The organism is Alteromonas sp. KUL42, from assembly GCF_006538325.1.
Lineage (GTDB): Bacteria > Pseudomonadota > Gammaproteobacteria > Enterobacterales > Alteromonadaceae > Alteromonas.
In genome coordinates, this window is record NZ_BJKK01000007.1 from 111,087 (window position 1) to 127,519 (window position 16,433).

11 protein-coding genes are annotated in these 16,433 nt (G+C 43.7%); 9 read left to right on the top strand and 2 right to left on the bottom strand.

The annotated features are described in order from the left end of the window. Nucleotides 1-18: 18 nt before the first annotated feature. The 9 genes from EYR97_RS11615 to EYR97_RS11655 all read left to right on the top strand — a co-directional run bounded on the left by EYR97_RS11615 (nt 19) and on the right by EYR97_RS11655 (nt 12,205). Nucleotides 19-1,020: a PstS family phosphate ABC transporter substrate-binding protein gene (locus EYR97_RS11615; protein ID WP_242634997.1), complete on the top strand. Its 1,002-nt coding sequence runs from the start codon at nt 19-21 to the stop codon at nt 1,018-1,020. A 390-nt stretch (nt 1,021-1,410) separates the two neighbouring features. Beyond that, on the top strand, nt 1,411-4,206 hold the full coding sequence (locus tag EYR97_RS11620; protein ID WP_131093977.1) for a hypothetical protein: 2,796 nt from the start codon (nt 1,411-1,413) through the stop codon (nt 4,204-4,206). 119 nt (nt 4,207-4,325) lie between these two features. Next, nucleotides 4,326-6,974 (top strand): TonB-dependent receptor domain-containing protein, encoded by a 2,649-nt coding sequence (locus tag EYR97_RS11625; RefSeq protein WP_131093978.1) that lies wholly within the window; start codon nt 4,326-4,328, stop codon nt 6,972-6,974. Between the two features lie 180 nt (nt 6,975-7,154). Continuing rightward, the gene (locus tag EYR97_RS11630; RefSeq protein WP_131093979.1) at nt 7,155-7,913 is read left to right on the top strand and encodes a DUF3450 domain-containing protein; all 759 of its coding nucleotides are present in this window, start codon (nt 7,155-7,157) and stop codon (nt 7,911-7,913) included. 13 nt (nt 7,914-7,926) lie between these two features. Further along, the gene (locus EYR97_RS11635; protein WP_131093980.1) at nt 7,927-9,291 is read left to right on the top strand and encodes a MotA/TolQ/ExbB proton channel family protein; all 1,365 of its coding nucleotides are present in this window, start codon (nt 7,927-7,929) and stop codon (nt 9,289-9,291) included. Nucleotides 9,292-9,293: 2 nt separating this feature from the next. Then, the gene (locus EYR97_RS11640) at nt 9,294-9,812 is read left to right on the top strand and encodes a MotA/TolQ/ExbB proton channel family protein (RefSeq protein ID WP_131093981.1); all 519 of its coding nucleotides are present in this window, start codon (nt 9,294-9,296) and stop codon (nt 9,810-9,812) included. 32 nt (nt 9,813-9,844) lie between these two features. Then, a complete protein-coding gene (locus tag EYR97_RS11645; RefSeq protein WP_014948289.1) occupies nt 9,845-10,252 on the top strand; it encodes a biopolymer transporter ExbD in 408 nt (135 codons plus the stop codon). Between the two features lie 3 nt (nt 10,253-10,255). Then, nucleotides 10,256-10,864: an energy transducer TonB gene (locus tag EYR97_RS11650; RefSeq protein WP_131093982.1), complete on the top strand. Its 609-nt coding sequence runs from the start codon at nt 10,256-10,258 to the stop codon at nt 10,862-10,864. A gap of 6 nt (nt 10,865-10,870) precedes the next feature. Further along, nucleotides 10,871-12,205, top strand: a complete 1,335-nt coding sequence (locus EYR97_RS11655) for a lipopolysaccharide assembly protein LapB (RefSeq protein WP_131093983.1) — start codon at nt 10,871-10,873, stop codon at nt 12,203-12,205. A gap of 151 nt (nt 12,206-12,356) precedes the next feature. On the opposite strand, the gene EYR97_RS11660 is transcribed toward EYR97_RS11655, so the two are convergent. After that, entirely contained in the window at nt 12,357-13,451 is a 1,095-nt protein-coding gene (locus EYR97_RS11660; protein ID WP_131093984.1) for a two-component system response regulator, read from the bottom strand. Continuing rightward, nucleotides 13,444-16,335: a PAS domain-containing hybrid sensor histidine kinase/response regulator gene (locus EYR97_RS11665; RefSeq protein ID WP_242634998.1), complete on the bottom strand. Its 2,892-nt coding sequence runs from the start codon at nt 16,333-16,335 to the stop codon at nt 13,444-13,446. The genes EYR97_RS11660 and EYR97_RS11665 overlap by 8 nt, the downstream gene beginning before the upstream one ends. Nucleotides 16,336-16,433: the final 98 nt, after the last annotated feature.

Consider the following 16,433-nt stretch of genomic DNA (forward strand, 5'->3'; position numbering starts at 1 on the left):
CATGAAGAGCACTCGACAATGACCATAAGACAGTGGAGTAGTTACACCCTATCTATTGTGTGTTTTGTATTTCTTGCCAATATTTTCGGCAACAGAGCCGAAGCTATCCACACTGTAGAGCAGTCTACTACCCGCTATGACGTTCCTTCCTATGAAAGAGTCCCAGGGGTTGCGGGAAAGATTTCATCAGTGGGCTCAGACACTCTTGCTAATTTAATGACATTTTGGTCGCAAGAATTCAAAACCCTTTACCCCCAAGTGGGTTTCCAAATTCAGGCTTCAGGTTCATCTACGGCTCCTCCCGCGTTGTTAGAAGGTACAGCTACCATTGGCCCTATGAGCCGTGAGCTCAAGCCCAGTGAAATTCGCGACTTTGTACGTGAGCACGGTTATCCTCCAACAGTATTGAAAGTTGCAATGGATGCGATTGCCATATTCGTGGATAGGCGCAACCCGCTTTCGGGTATGTCACTGGAGCAAGTTGATGCGGTGTTTTCTGAAACCCAGTTTTGTGGCAGTAATCAAAAAATTGAGCGCTGGCAGCAACTGGGACTTGATGAAGATGGTTATCGCTCTCCCATTCGAACATACGGTAGAAACTCGGTGTCAGGTACATACGGGCTATTTAAAATCATGGCGCTGTGTGACGGTGATTTTAAGAACACGGTGAACGAGCAACCGGGGTCGGCTTCGGTAGTGTTGTCAGTGGCCAGTGGTACTGGTGCAATTGGTTATGCTGCCTATGGCTACAAAACAGCGGGTGTACGAGCCTTGCCACTTGGCGAAAGTTTGGACAGCCTTATTCCACTTTCCATTGAGACCGTGCGCAATGAGACTTACCCTTTTTCACGTTTTTTGTATCTGGTCATCAACAAAAAGCCCGGTGAGCCATTACCAACCTTAGAAAGGGAATTTTTACGCTATATCCTTTCAAAAGAGGGGCAGCGCCAAGTAGTTAGAGATGGCTACTTTCCTATTCGCGAAGATGTGTTAGTGCGTCAGCGACGCTTGTTAGAGTGATTTGTGTAATTCACCTTTGAGAAATTAATTTTTGCTGCACCTGTTCATACATATATCACTGCAAAAAGTGAAATATAACGGTCACACACAATTGTCATAGTGTCATTGAATTACGAATAAATGACACTTTTATGACTGTTGGTGAGTCTCACTTTTTCGGTTTTTAGGCTATTCAGTTGAATCAGAAGTACTTATTTTTTCATCTTAAATCGCTTTTCAGACTGTAATCTAAGAAAAACATCTCAAATTTAAGCCTTTCGTATAGTTCAGATTGAAATTTTTTATATGAAACTTTTGTTACAGTCGCTTTGTGTAACAAATGTGTCATTTACCTTAGGTAAAGTTTCCGCGTTTTCTAAATCCATAATTATACCGTACTTGGAGAAACGCATGGAACTTAAGCAATTATTCAAAGCTTCAGCTATTGCTACAGCACTTGTGCTAGCTGGCTGTGGTGGCGACATCAATATCAGCGAAGGCGATATTGACAACAGTGTGACTAATAATACTACAAACAATAATGGTGGCACTGATGGCGGTAACGGCGGCAACGGTGGTGAAACCCCTGTTGATACTGCACCAGGCGAAAGAAGTTCGTTCCTAAGCGGTGAAGTTTCTGATGCGTTTGGTCAAACTGTCGAGGTTCGCGTACTTTCTGGTCGTCTTACTGCTGACGACGCAGATGACCAAGGCGTTATTACGCTAACAAACGATACAGTTTGGGCGCTTGAAGGTCCCGTTTTCGTGGGTAATGACAAAGCTGACAGCGTTACTCTAGCGGTAGAAGAAGGTACTATTATTTTCGGTCGTACTGGTGCTGACTACTTAGTAATTAGTCGTGACTCTAAAATTGAAGCCGAAGGTACTGCATCTTCACCTGTTATCATGACGTCTTTCAACGACGTTGTTGGTGATGAAGTTGGCGCAGGCCAGTGGGGTGGTGTGGTTATTCTTGGTAATGCGACCTCGACTAAGTGTCCTCAAGATGGCTCTGATTGTGCTCTTCAAGTAGAAGGTGCAGAAGAAGGTGCAGTATTTGGTGGCTCTGACGATACTGATAGTTCAGGTATCTTAAAGTACGTTGTTGTTAAGTACGCTGGTTTCGAAATTGCGCCAGACAATGAACTTAACGGTATTACTTTTGGCGGCGTTGGCTCAGGCACTGAAGTAGATTATGTTCAAGTACACAGCAACGCAGATGATGGCGTTGAGTTCTTTGGTGGTGCAGTAAATGCGAAGCACTTAGTGCTTACAGCTAACCAAGATGATTCAGTTGACTGGGATAACGGCTACAAAGGTAAACTACAGTACGTCTACGTTCAGCACGCTGCTGACAATTCTGATGCCAACCGTGGCATCGAAGGTGATGGCGATGGCGGTGACGGTTTAGAGTTCTCTAAGCCAATGGTTGCTAACATGACGGTTATCGGTAATACATTCGATACTGCTGATGCCGATTCTGAAGGTCTTTTACTTCGCGACCAAACGGGTGCAAACCTGATGAATTTCTTGATCACTGGCCCTGAGGGAATGGGTGAGTGTTTGGAAATGGACACGGATGATACGGTTCAAGCGAACCTATCTGACGGTGATTTGACTATGACTTACTCTGTAATTTCATGTTCAGAGCCATTCAATACACCAGATGGTGCTGTAGACCTTGAAACCTGGTTTACAGGTCAAGACGGTAATCAGTTAATTGCTTTTGAAGATCGTGCAAACCTAGGTCTTAACCCAGATGGTACGTTAACTTCAGAAAGTGCCTTGTTAACTGCTGGCGGTGACGCATCAACACTTCTTGATACTTTCTTCGAAGCAAATACATTTGTGGGTGCTGTTGGTGAAACTGATTGGCGTCAAGGTTGGGCATTTGGTTTCGGTGGCGGAACTATCGAACTTGTCCAAACGGCATCAGGCTGCCCTTCAGGTACAACAAGTATAACTCCTGTTGATGGTTCAACAACGACTTGTGAATTGTCTGGCACAATTACTTCTGACCTTCGTCTAACTGAAGGTAACTTGTACGCATTGTCTGGCGCTGTGTTCGTTGGCGGTGACAAAGAAAACAGCGCAACACTTACTGTTGACCCAGGTGTAACCGTATACGGCGCGTCAGGTAACGATTACCTTGTAGTAAGCCGTGATTCTGAAATTAATGCTAACGGTACAGCAGACAAGCCAATCACATTTACTTCGCGTGACCATGTTGTTGGTGGGCTTGAAGCGGGTGAAGCTGGTCAATGGGGCGGTATGATCATCCTAGGTAATGGTGAATCTACCAAGTGTCCTCAAGACGGCACGTCTTGTTCACTGCAAGTTGAAGGTGCTCAAGAAGGTGCTGTATTTGGTGGTACTGACAACACTGACAGCTCTGGTACGCTTCGCTATGTTCGTGTTATGCACGGTGGTTTCGAAATTGCACCTGATAATGAGCTAAACGGTATTACCTTTGGTGGTGTTGGTTCAGGTACAACTGTTGAGTATCTACAAGTTCACAAAAATGCTGATGACGGTGTCGAGTTCTTTGGTGGTGCAGTAAACATTAAATACCTAACGCTTACAGGTATCCAAGATGACTCTGTTGACTGGGATAACGGTTACCAAGGTAAACTTCAGTTTGTTCTTGTTAAGCACGCTGCTGATAACTCTGATGCTAACCGCGCTATCGAAGGTGACGGTGACGGCGGTGACGGTACTGCATTCTCTAACCCTATGGTAGCTAACATGACTATCATTGGTAACGAGTTCGACACTGCGGATGCTGATTCTGAAGGTGTTCTACTTCGTGACCAAACTAATGCGCAACTATACAACTTTGTTGTAACAGGTCCTGCTGGTATGGGTGAGTGTTTTGAAGCTGACCTAAGTGATGGCGATACTACGCTTCTTGCTAATATGGACGGCACTAACACGCCACAACTAACGTTTGAAACTTCAGTTCTAGCATGTGCTGAAAATATCAAAGACTCTGGCGATTTCAACCAAGAAGCATGGTTTACTGGTCAAACTGGCAACAGCTTGCTAGACAACACTGCTACAGTACTCAATGGTATCTACACAGTTGATACTACTACTGCAACAGACGTTTCTACGCTAGACAGCTTCTTTACAACCGTAGACTTTATCGGTGCGGTTAAAGATGCTGATAACGATTGGACTGCTGGCTGGACTGTAGGTCTTGAATAAGACCTCTTAAATCTAAGCTAAGATCAAGCAAGTACGTTGCACAAGTGACGTACTTGCTTTCAAGTATGTAATGCATGGTTAATAACCGTGAAAAGAATTCGCTTTTGAAGAGGTTAATTATGAACAGACCTGCTAACAGGTTTCTTCTAAAACCCATCAGCTTAGCCGTTGCAGCGGGTATGATGCTCCCAACAACACTTGCTTACTCTCAATCAAATGAAGAAGAAGTGATTGAAGAGGTTGTTGCAACTGGTACGCGTTTAAAGGGTACCGCGACGGCTGTTATGGAAGAACGTAAAAACCAAGCTTTCGTTGCCGATATCATGGGTGCAGAACAGATTGCACGTACTGGTGACAGTGACGCTGCAGGGGCACTACGTCGTGTAACGGGTCTAACACTCGTTGATGGTAAATTCATCTATGTACGTGGTTTAGGTGAGCGATACTCATCAACTCAATTAAATGGTGCAATAGTACCCAGCCCAGATCCTACACGTAACGTTATTCCGTTAGATTTATTTCCCGCAAGTATCATTGAGAGTTTAGCCGTTCAGAAGTCTTATTCTCCTTCGATGCCTGCTGCTTTTGGTGGTGGTAACGTTGACATTCGTCTTAAATCTATTCCGACACAACGCGTATTTAACTTATCAGCTGCGGTAGGTATAGACACAGAAAACTCTGGTGATGTTCTAGATTACCAAGGTGGTGATCGGGATTGGTTCGGTGAAGATGATGGAACTCGTGGTGCCTCAGCTGCAATTCAAGAGCGATGGGACAGTAAGAACTTCCTAGATGACCTTGAGCCAGAAGAAGCGTTAGCTTTGTTCAAAGGTACTAATCGCAATTACGGTATTGAAAGAACTTCGGCAACGCCTGATATGCGCGTAAATGTAGCTTTTGGTGACAGTTACGACTATGACCAAGACTGGCGTTTTGGCTTCTTAGTAACGTCAAGATATTCAGCACAAACACGTTCGTCTGAAGAATACGAATTACAAGATCCAGATTTAGTTGGTGACAATATTATCAACGTACGTTTTTTCGATGATATCAAAGGAACCGAAGAAACTGTAACTTGGTCTACGTTATTGACGATGGGTGTTGACTACAACAGACAGCACAGAATCGACTACAGTATCATTGCACTTAACGATACGCGCGATGAAATACGTGAAATGTTTGGTAACACAGAAAACTTAAACCAAGCAGAAGGCTTACGTATTCGCGACATCGATATCCAGTATGAAGAGCGCTCTCTGTATACTAATCAGTTGAAAGGCCAGCATACTTTCCCTCAGTTTAACTTTATGGGGGTTGATTGGACGTATTCACTAGGTCGCTCAGTGCGTCACGCGCCAGGTAACTTTAATGCACGTTTTGTCATTGAAGATGCAAACCAAGATGGTGTGTTTGACGCAGAAAACGAAATTTTCTTGTCAGATGCCCAAACAGCAGCCCGCTACACGTTCCAAGACTTGCACGACAGACTGGAAAACTTCGGATACAACGTAACTTATCCTATGACAATGGGTAAGTGGGAGACCGAGTACAAAGTAGGTGCTAGCTTTGTAACAAAAACGCGTACTGCTGAAAACCGTCGTTTTGATATAAATACACTGGGTGTTGCTGACCGCTCAATATTGACGGGCAATGACTTTGGTGAAATTTTTAGTGACAGCGTGCTAGACACGATCTCTTTGTCGAGCAGACCGATAATTCGTGACACAACTATCGCGGGTGACGATTATGTTGCTGGGCAGAAGATTGATGCTTACTATTTTGAAGCTGATTTCTTCTACGACAACAAATGGCGCTTCACTGGTGGTGTACGTTGGGAAGATTTCCGTCAGGTGGTTGCTCCTCTCGATCCTCGCACAAACCAGTTCGACTTAAGTGATGAAGCAGACCGCGCACAATTAGCGTTCCAAGAAGATGACTTTTACCCAGCAGTAGCAGTGACGTACTTCTTAGAAGACGATATGCAATTGCGTGCGAGCATCGGTCAAACGGTAGTGCGTCCAGATCTTCGTGAAGTATCTTCGGCTACATACCTTGACCCACTAACGAATTTCCCAATTGCGGGTACGCCTGGTGTAAGTACAACGGATATTATCAACTACGATCTTCGTTGGGAATGGTATCGCGAAGCGGGCAATAACGTTTCAGTTGGTTTGTTCTATAAAGATATGGAAGCCCCAATTGAATCGGTACAGTCTCCTGCTCAGGATGGTCCGCCACTTATTCGTATTGCCAATGCCGAGTCTGGTGAAGTATATGGCATGGAAGTGGAGTTCCTACAAGGACTAGAGTTTATTGGTGACGGTATTTGGGACAACCTATTCGTTACGGGTAACGTAACCGTTAGTGATTCTGAAATTGTACTTGACCGCCAAAGCATTGTAGAGCAAACCGGCGTTTCTGCGGCTATTACTAATGAAGTTCGCCGTATGACGGGACACTCTCAATACGTGTTGAATATGCAGCTTGGCTTTGACTCTGATAACGGAGAGCACTCAGCGTCACTTGTTTACAACGTATTCGGTGAGCGTATCTTGATTGCAGGTATCGATGGCTTCGACGATAACTACGAGCAACCATTTCACTCATTAGATATGGTTTATAAGTATTATCCAGACTTTAATACTACCGTAACACTGCGTGTTCAGAATATGTTGGGTGAAGATCGTGAAATTGAATTCAATGATACTTTGCTAAGATCTGAAACGCGTGGCACTGGTGTTAGGTTGTCGTATAAGTACGACTTCTAATTGAAACTGCGTTTTAAAAAGGTCGCTGCTTAGCGGCCTTTTTTTGTGCCTTCGCCTTTGATGCGAATTATTAAATTATGACAGTTTCGTAATAAAACTGTCACAGAAAACTCCTATCCTACGCGCAGAAATTTATAGTCGGATAAAACCGATTTCTTTTAACTTTAAAGGTTTGAATGTATGAAGCTTATCAATGCCTTGCTTGTTGCCGGTGCGCTAGCAGCGACACCCGTGCTTGCACAAGACGATGAAGTCTTAAAACCCGTTGTCGATGAGGCAGCGAAAATAAACGAGTCAGCGGCGAAATCTCAAGAAAAAATCAATGGGATCACCGACCAAATTGACAGCAAACTTCAACAGTTCAAAACATTGATGAAAGAAATCGAAGGTCTTGATGTGTATAACACTCAGCTTCGTAAGCAAATCAATAGCCAAGAAAATGAAATGGCCGATTTGAACGCTGCCATTGATGAAGTATCAGTTGTCGAGCGTCAAATTACACCACTTATGATGCGAATGATTGACGGCTTGGAGCAATTCGTTGCACTTGACGTACCTTTCCTTCCTGAAGAGCGCAGTAACCGTGTTGCTGACTTACGTGCCATGATGGACCGCGCTGATGTAGCGGCTTCTGAAAAATTCCGTCGCGTAATGGAAGCGTTCCAAGTTGAGATGGATTACGGCCGTACCATGGAAGCGTATAGCGGTATTCACACTATTAACGGTCAAGAGCGTGACGTTGAATTCTTACGCCTTGGTCGTACAGCGCTAATGTACCAAACACGCGATGCAAGCATGCAAGGTGTTTGGAACAAGCAAACCCGTCAATGGGAAGAGCTTGATAGCAGCTACCGTACACAAATTACTAAAGGTCTGCGCATGGCGAAAAAGCAACTTGCTCCAGACTTGCTAATGCTGCCAGTGGCAATTACAGACTAAGAGGTTGATGAGAATGTTTAACACAGTAAAACGTATCGCTGTTGGTCTAGCAGCCCTTAGCATCAGCGTTGGTGCTTTTGCACAAAGCGACCGTGCTATGGATTTGGACGCACTTCTTAAGCAATTAGAAGAAGGTCAGTTCGCACAGTCACAACAAAATAAACAGCGCGAGCGCGACTTCCAAGCGCAGCGTGCAGAGCAAGACCGCATTCTTCGCGAAACCCGCGAAAAGCGTGACCAGATGCTAGTTCAATCTGAACAGCTTGAAACACAGTTTGAAGAGAACGAATTTAAACTAGCAGACCTTAATGGTGCGCTAGATACCCGTCTTGGTTCACTTAAAGAGCTATTTGGTGTGTTGCAGCAAATCGCAGGCGACACTAAGAATAAGTTCTACAATTCTGTAGTTTCTGCACAAATCCCTGGTCGTGCTGACTTCCTTGATAAAATGGCACAAGACATGGGTTCAAGCTCTAAACTAGCATCAATTGAAGAAATTGAGCGCGTTTGGTTTGAAATGCAGCGTGAAATGACTGAATCAGGCAAAGTCACCACGTTCACAACTGACGTTGTTGAAGCTGGCGGTGAAAAAGTGAATAAGTCTGTTGTACGTGTTGGTCCGTTTGCCCTAGTTGCTGACGGTAAATACCTAGAGTACAACGGTGTAACTGGTACAGTGTCTGAACTAGTACGTCAACCTGCTGACCGCTACATGAGCTCTGCGGCTGAGCTGCAAGGTTCAAACGGTGAACTTGTGCAGTTTGGTATCGACCCAACAGGCGGTTCAATTTTAGGTCTTCTCGTTCAAGCTCCTAATCTTCAAGAGCGCGTAGAACAAGGTGGTCCAGTTGGTTACATCATCCTTATCGTAGGTGCATTTGGTTTATTACTTGCCCTTGAGCGTTTAGTGTCGCTAACGCTTATTCGCATGAATGTGAACAAGCAGCTTAAGAGTAAAGAAGTTAAGACAAATAACCCACTTGGCCGTGTACTAAAAGTACGTGACGAGCATCCAAATGCTGACGTTGAAGCGCTAGAGCTTCACCTAACTGAAGCGATTTTAGGTGAGGTACCTAAGCTTGGCCGTAACCTGACTATTATCAAAATCATCTCTGTTGTAGCACCGCTAATGGGTCTGCTTGGTACAGTAACGGGTATGATTAACACCTTCCAAGCAATCACATTGTTTGGTACAGGTGACCCTAAACTGATGGCAGGTGGTATTTCAACAGCACTTGTAACAACGGTACTAGGTCTAGTTGTAGCGATTCCAATGACACTGCTTTACGCAATGCTTAACACACGTTCTAAGAACATTGTGTACATCCTACAAGAACAAGCGTCTGGCGTAATTGCAGAGCGCGCAGAGCGAGGCTAATCATGATCGAGTTTCTGGAAGCAATTCGCGATTTCACAGAAACAGGTGGCCAGGTTCTCCTGGTCATCGGTCTGCTGATATTCGTTATGTGGCTTTTGATCCTCGAGCGTGCCATGTATCTGATGGTTTGGCATAAGCAAGCTAAAAAAGACGCGGTTGCGATGTGGACTGCACGCACTGACCGCTCTTCATGGTTTGCTGAGCAAGTTCGTCAGAAAACTATTTCACAGTTAACAATACGCCTTAATGGCAGTATTCCTATCATCCAAGCGTTAGTGGCCTTGTGCCCATTACTCGGCTTGATGGGAACGGTAACCGGTATGATTGAAGTGTTTGATGTGATGGCAATTGCGGGCTCAGGTAATGCTCGTTCAATGGCATCAGGTGTATCAAAAGCCACTATCCCTACAATGGCGGGCATGGTTGGTGCACTTTCAGGCGTATTCGCCGCTACTTGGTTAACCCGTATGGTGAAATCAGAACGCACGCATCTTGAGGATGCATTGATTATTCAACGTTAATGCTTAACGAGCATTAAGGTAAGGTATTTATTATGAAGCAGCACTTTCAAAATTTAGTCGATGAAGAAGAAGCAGCCATCGACATGACGCCCATGCTGGACGTTGTATTTATCATGTTGATTTTCTTTATCGTGACTGCGTCATTTGTGAAAGAAGCAGGTATTGATGTAAACCGTCCTGAAGCAGCCACTGCTGTGAAAAAGGACCGTGCTAACATCCTTATCGCCATTTCTGATAAAGGCGAAATTTGGATCAACAAACGTCGAATCGATGTCCGTGCAGTTCAAGCGAACATTGAGCGTCTTCGCGCCGAAAACCCACAAGGCTCTGTTGTAATTCAAGCTGATAAAAAGGCCACAACAGAAACCCTGATTAAGGTTATGGACGCGTCACGAGCCGCTGGCGTTTACGATGTTTCGATTGCAGCCCAAGAGCAATAAATCATGCCACGATATTTAATCGCATTTGTTATTTCCCTTGCGATCACGTTAGGCCTGTTCTTCTTGATGCAATCGCTCATCAAGATGGGTGGCAGTGCACTAACTGAGCCGCCAAAGGGAAGCGTGCTTGACTTTGTAAGGGTTAAGCAGGATGAACAGGTTGAGAAGAAAGATCGTAAGCCGAAGAAGCCACCAAAGCCGGAAGAGCCGCCCCCGCAAATGGAGCAGCCGCAGATGGACTCTCCTTCTCCTGATGCAGAGGGGACATCGATGGACTTTGGCGCTGACGTTGGTGATGACATCTCTCTTGATGGCGGACTAGCGCTTGAGTCGGGTGATGGCGAGTACCTTCCAATTGTTAAGGTTGCACCAGTATATCCCAGACGTGCGTTACAGCGTGGTATCGAAGGCTTTGTTATTGTTGAATTTACGGTAACTAAGCAAGGTGCAGTACGCGACCCAATTGTAGTTGAAGCTAACCCGCAAGGCATATTTGAACAAGCAGCAATAGATGCAGCAATGAAATTCAAGTATAAGCCTCGCGTCGTTAACGGCGAACCTACAGAAGTGTCTGGTGTGCAAAACCGTATTACGTTCCAAATTGACGGGTAACAGAATATGATGAAAAAACAGACGAATACATTGCTTCGTGCTCTGGCGTTTGCATTTGCATCGGCCACTGTATCTGTACCAACCATGTTGGTTGCTACCTCTGCGATAGCACAAGAAGAAGCCCAAGAGCAAAAAGCCAGTGACAAGAAAACCCGCCGTGTACCTACGTTGCGCGGCAAGGTTTATGAACAGCTTGCTCGTGCGCAAACGGCGGCCGATGAAGCCGGTAATATTGAAGAAGCCATTGCAATTCTTAAAGAGGTAGAAGATAAATCTAGCTCAATGAATGCTTACGAAAAAGCCATGATGTATAACTTTTTCGGCTTCATTTATTACAACAACGAAGATTACGATAAAGCGCTTGCTTCGTTTGCCAAGGTGGTAGAGCAGCAGCCTATTCCTGAAAAGTTCGAAATGACCACACTTTTCAGCTTGGCGCAGCTAAACCTGATGCAAGGCAACTACGCAGACACAATCACTTATCTTGAGCGTTGGGAAAGTTTAAATACAGGCCCAATTCCGCCTAAGAACAAAGTAATTAAAGCGCAGGCATACTATCAGAATAAGCAATATGCTGAAGCAGCTGACTGGATCACACAAGCCATTCACGATCACGAAGAAGAAGGCATGATCCCAGATGAGGGATGGTTAATTCTTCAACGCGCCGTTTTTTATGAACTAAAGCAACCCGAAAAGGTGAAGGACGTTCTAATCAAAATGGTGAAGTTGTTCGACGAGCCTAAGTATTGGATCCAGCTTGCTGGTATGTACGGCGAATTAGGTGAAGAGCGTAAGCAGCTTGCCATAATGGAAACGGCTTATCAGCGTGGGTTTGTTGAAACGTCAGCAGATATCTTTAACATGGCGCAGCTTTATTACTATCACCGCGTACCCTACAAAGGCGCAAAGTTGATGGAACAAGCCATGAAAGATGGCGCGCTTGAAAAGAATCTTCGCAACCTTAAATTCTTAGGCCAAAGCTGGTCTTTAGCAAAAGAGCAAGATAAGGCTATTCCTGTCATGATGGAAGCCGCAGCGCTTTCTGAAGACGGTGAGTTAGATGCTCAGCTTGCCCAGATTTTGCTGAACGAAGAGCGATTTGACGATGCTATAGCTGCAGTAGATCGTGCAGTTGAAAAAGGCGAACTGAGAAACCCAGGTTTGGTTTACCTTATTAAAGGCATGGCACTGTACAACAAAAAGCAGTATGCCCTAGCCCTTGATCAATTAGCCGAAGCTGAAAAGCACCAGAAGAGCCGTGCTATGGCCCAGCAATGGATGCAATTTGTTCAAGGCGAAAAGCGTCAAGCTGATGCAATTGCACAAGAATTGGGTAGCTAATAAAGATTTTCACGTTCAAAGGCCACATATCATGTGGCCTTTTTTATTGGTTGACTGTATTAAGCAATTTCATACTAATCAAACTCATGTTCGAGTATTGCTAATAGCTAATTCAAAGCTACTTCATAGCTACCTTACAACTACTTCACAACTACTTCGAGAACTCAGGTAAAAAGTTAATCATAGAAGGAATAATTTGTTCATCCTCTAGTTCAAACCAATATTGCTGAGTAGCCAGTATGCGCTCTTTCACTGCAAAAAATTCGTTTACTAATTGTGGATCAAAATGGCTGCCTGCATGTTTCTCTATATAGTCAAATGCTTCATCTGCCGTCCATGCATTCTTATAAGGTCGTTTCATAGTAAGCGCATCAAAAACATCTGCTATAGCGACAATACGAGCGCTTTCGGGGATAGCCTTGCCTCGTAGCCCCGACGGATACCCTGAACCATCCCATTTTTCATGATGATTAAGCGCTATCTCTGCCGCAAGAATAAAAAGTGGCGTTGTTGATTGTGAAAGAATTTTATATCCAATATTAGAATGTGTTTTCATCACCTCCATTTCTTCATCTGAAAGCTTTCTAGGCGCTTTTAGAATATTGTCGGGTATGCCAATTTTACCCGTATCGTGCATAGGTGCCGCTTGAGACAACAACGTGGCCTGTTCGTACGACCAACCACAGCTTAGCGCCAAACATTTACTGTAGGCCGACATACGCCATATGTGATGGCCGGTATCCGTGTCGTTATAATGCCCTGCGGCAGCCAACATGCAAATTGCACTTTGTTGGCTTAACTCTAAGTCTTTTGTTCTTTCACTAACTAAGGCTTCGGTGGTACGCATTTGATGGGCTAAGCTCAAATGTGTTTTTACTCTGGCAAGGGTGATACTTGGGGAAACCGGTTTGGTGATATAGTCCACTGCGCCTACATCAAAGCCTTTTTCTTCATCTTCTCCTTGTGCTAGTGCGGTAACAAAAATAACAGGAATACGCGCTAACTCACGGTCAGTTTTAAGTTGTTTACACACTTCGAAACCGTCCATTCCCGGCATCATAATATCGAGCAAGATCAGGTCAGGTGTAAATTGTTGAACCACTTTTAATGCTACATGACCTGACGGCGCTACCTTAACGTTGTAAAACGGTTTCAATATCCCCAAAAGAATATCGATATTGGCAGGTTCATCATCGACAACGAGAACACTGAAACGTTTTTCGTCGTTGTGTGTGAGTTCATTCATTTTCTATACTTTCTCTTAATGCTCTCGCTTCATCAATCGCCGCGTCGAATTCGTACACGCCTACATACTGTCTGAGTCTGTCTAGACTATTTGCAAACAGACTGTCTTGCATGTCATGAGCTAGTTGGGTAACTAAGTTAATAGCCTCAGCATCATACATCTCTAGTGTGGATATTATATTGTAGAGTTGTGTTAAAATTTTTGCTTTATCGATACTACTAGACGTGTTTTTATCCTGCTTTGTATTTGCCGAATGTGCAATTAGGCGTAAGGTTACGTCCAGATTTAATGAAATTTTTGAGATTTTTCTTTCAAAAAAATCCTTATCTGCTGCAGAATTATTAAAAAACCTTTCTAGTATATTCACTAATGTTGTTGCGCCAATTGTGTAGGCGTCTTCAAGAAGTTGCTGCAGGAATGCCATGCTTTCTGGCTGTTGTGAAACAGCATTGAGTAGCGTAGTCATAATATTGGTTTGTCGATAGTGAGAATAAAAAGCTAACATGGCATTAAGCTGCTTGTCTTCACTGGTAAGCGTGATGGTATCGGCATTCCCTGTGTGTACGTGTAAATCTATTGCATGAATAATATCGTTAGCACTGGCAGGTTTGGCAATATACTCACACATACCCACATGTAACGCTTGTTTACGCTCTTTTTCTGAAGAATGTGTACCTAGTGCGATTATTGGCGCATACCAATTCTTACTTAAAAGCAAGGCTTCTGCGACGTCAAAGCCACTTATCCCAGGCAGCAAACAGGCAACCAGTAGCGCATCAAATTGAATCTTTTGACTGATTTCTATCGCTTGTTCGCCGGTTTTAACCGTAGTTACGTCTATACCGTGGTCTACCAAAATCTGTTGATTAATTTCGATGTCAATAAGATCACTGTCTACTAACAGTACTTTCTTACCGCTCAGTCGCCGACATCGCCACATCTTACTTTCTAGCCCTTGTTCATTAAGCTTTCTCTGTGGGTCAGGTAACGATGATAGAGACGATATTAGTTCCGAATCACTAAAAGGAAGTTCAACAACAGTGATGTTATCCGAGTACAGATTACCCATTCTCTTTCGCACATCAGCTTTACTTAGCGGGCTAATGATGGTTGTTACATTCAGATGTTCAAAATTGCCAAATCGAAACAGGTTTAAAAAGCGGCGCCATGCGTTATCTTTATCATCGAGAAACGCAACAGATTGCTCGGCGGTTTCTGGTAAGTTCTCATCTTCCATATCAGCTATTTGGCAATCAATATTCAAACGGTGATACGTATTTTTAAGTACCTCACATGCAACGTTTACTTTGTCACTGGATTGTAAACAAAGTACTTTTCTACTAATTGATTTTGGTAATGGCGCTGACTTAGGGGCTTTCTCTCCGTCAGAGCACAGTGCCAACGTAAAGGAAAATATGCTGCCTTTTTCTGGTTCGCTTTCAAGGGTTAATTCTCCCCCCATTAGTTCTACCAAACGCTTGCATATAGCAAGCCCAAGTCCTGTTCCGCCGTATTTACGAGATATAGTAGCGTCAGCTTGAACAAACGCATTAAATAGCCGAGTTTTACTGGTTTTGCTAATACCAATACCAGTGTCTTTGACCGTAAATGTTAAATCACCTTTATGCCTGACGATACTGAGCATAACGTAACCCGTGTCGGTAAATTTAATCGCATTCCCTAAAAGGTTGATCAGTACCTGATAAATCTTATTTGCATCGCCAGTACACTGAATATTGATGTTGCATTGAACATCAAACAACAGCTGCAAATGTTTTTCTCTCGCCTTTACTTGAAATACATGGGCGAGCTTTTCAATTACTTTTGCTAATGAAAATTGCTCATTGGCACTTTCTAATTTGTTTGCCTCAATTTTAGATAAATCTAAAATGCCATTAATAAGTTCAAGGAGCGAAGATGCACTGCTTTGCACTTTTTTTAGATAGATTTGTTTTTGTTCATGGTCATCGTCGTTAATCGCTAAGTGAGTTAGGCCAATAATGGCATTCATGGGCGTGCGAATTTCATGACTCATGGTAGCTAAAAACTCACTTTTCGCTTTATTGGCATCTTGCGCTTCTTCATAAGCTTTTTGCAGTTTTTGCTCGGTAGCCTTGCGGTCGCTAATGTCATTGAAAACACCTACATGCCCGTCTAAATTTCCGTTTTCATCGACCAGTGGGACAGCGATAATAGAGATGGGAAAAATTCTTCCTTGCTTATTAGTAAAGCAGTCTTCATCTGAGCGATAGGTTTCACCTTTCAGAATCGAAAGATTTACAGGGCATTGCTCTCTCGATTGTATGCTGCCGTCCAGTCGTTGATAATGGACCGTATCGTGAAACCGGCGAGTCTGTAACTCTTCTAATGTCCATCCTAGTAGGTGTTGTGCCATTGGATTCAAAAAACGCGTTTTTCCCTTTCCATCAACGGCGTAAACACCTTCTCCAATACTGTTGGTAATACTTTGGTGAAATGCTTGATCGTCTTTAAGTTTGTGTTCAAGGCGCTTTTGTTCTGATATGTCGGTACATATCACAACCATGCGATTGACGCGGCTATCATGTTCTACAATAGGTACTACGGTAGCGTACACCGTCCAGGGCGTTGAGTCTTTTGTGAAACTATTTAACTCCCCTTGCCAAATATTGCCCTTTATCAGTGACTTAAATGCGTCAATTTGCTCATTTTTCGATAAGTTTGATACGCGAAGTATGGCAATACTTTGACCGATGAGTTCATCCCGAGTAAACCCAGATAATTGGCAGCATTTGTCATTGGCTGACAACAACCTACCGTTAACATCTATCATTGCCACAATGCCATGCTTATCCATTGCTTCACGCTGAAGCAATAACTCATTTTTAGCAGTTTTTTTGTTCATTGATGAGTTCTAACACGCGAGAAGACAATTCGGATAAATTCGTGTAGTCCTTATCAATAGGGGGTTTATTTTGCTCAGTAAGTAGTTTATTGACCGAC

Coding starts and splice junctions, on each gene's coding strand:
- EYR97_RS11655 (WP_131093983.1), top strand. CDS start 10,871: ATGATGAAAAAACAGACGAATACATTGCTTCGTGCTCTGGCGTTTGCA.
- EYR97_RS11650 (WP_131093982.1), top strand. CDS start 10,256: ATGCCACGATATTTAATCGCATTTGTTATTTCCCTTGCGATCACGTTA.
- EYR97_RS11615 (WP_242634997.1), top strand. CDS start 19: ATGACCATAAGACAGTGGAGTAGTTACACCCTATCTATTGTGTGTTTT.
- EYR97_RS11665 (WP_242634998.1), bottom strand. CDS start 16,335: ATGAACAAAAAAACTGCTAAAAATGAGTTATTGCTTCAGCGTGAAGCA.
- EYR97_RS11660 (WP_131093984.1), bottom strand. CDS start 13,451: ATGAATGAACTCACACACAACGACGAAAAACGTTTCAGTGTTCTCGTT.
- EYR97_RS11640 (WP_131093981.1), top strand. CDS start 9,294: ATGATCGAGTTTCTGGAAGCAATTCGCGATTTCACAGAAACAGGTGGC.
- EYR97_RS11645 (WP_014948289.1), top strand. CDS start 9,845: ATGAAGCAGCACTTTCAAAATTTAGTCGATGAAGAAGAAGCAGCCATC.
- EYR97_RS11635 (WP_131093980.1), top strand. CDS start 7,927: ATGTTTAACACAGTAAAACGTATCGCTGTTGGTCTAGCAGCCCTTAGC.
- EYR97_RS11625 (WP_131093978.1), top strand. CDS start 4,326: ATGAACAGACCTGCTAACAGGTTTCTTCTAAAACCCATCAGCTTAGCC.
- EYR97_RS11620 (WP_131093977.1), top strand. CDS start 1,411: ATGGAACTTAAGCAATTATTCAAAGCTTCAGCTATTGCTACAGCACTT.
- EYR97_RS11630 (WP_131093979.1), top strand. CDS start 7,155: ATGAAGCTTATCAATGCCTTGCTTGTTGCCGGTGCGCTAGCAGCGACA.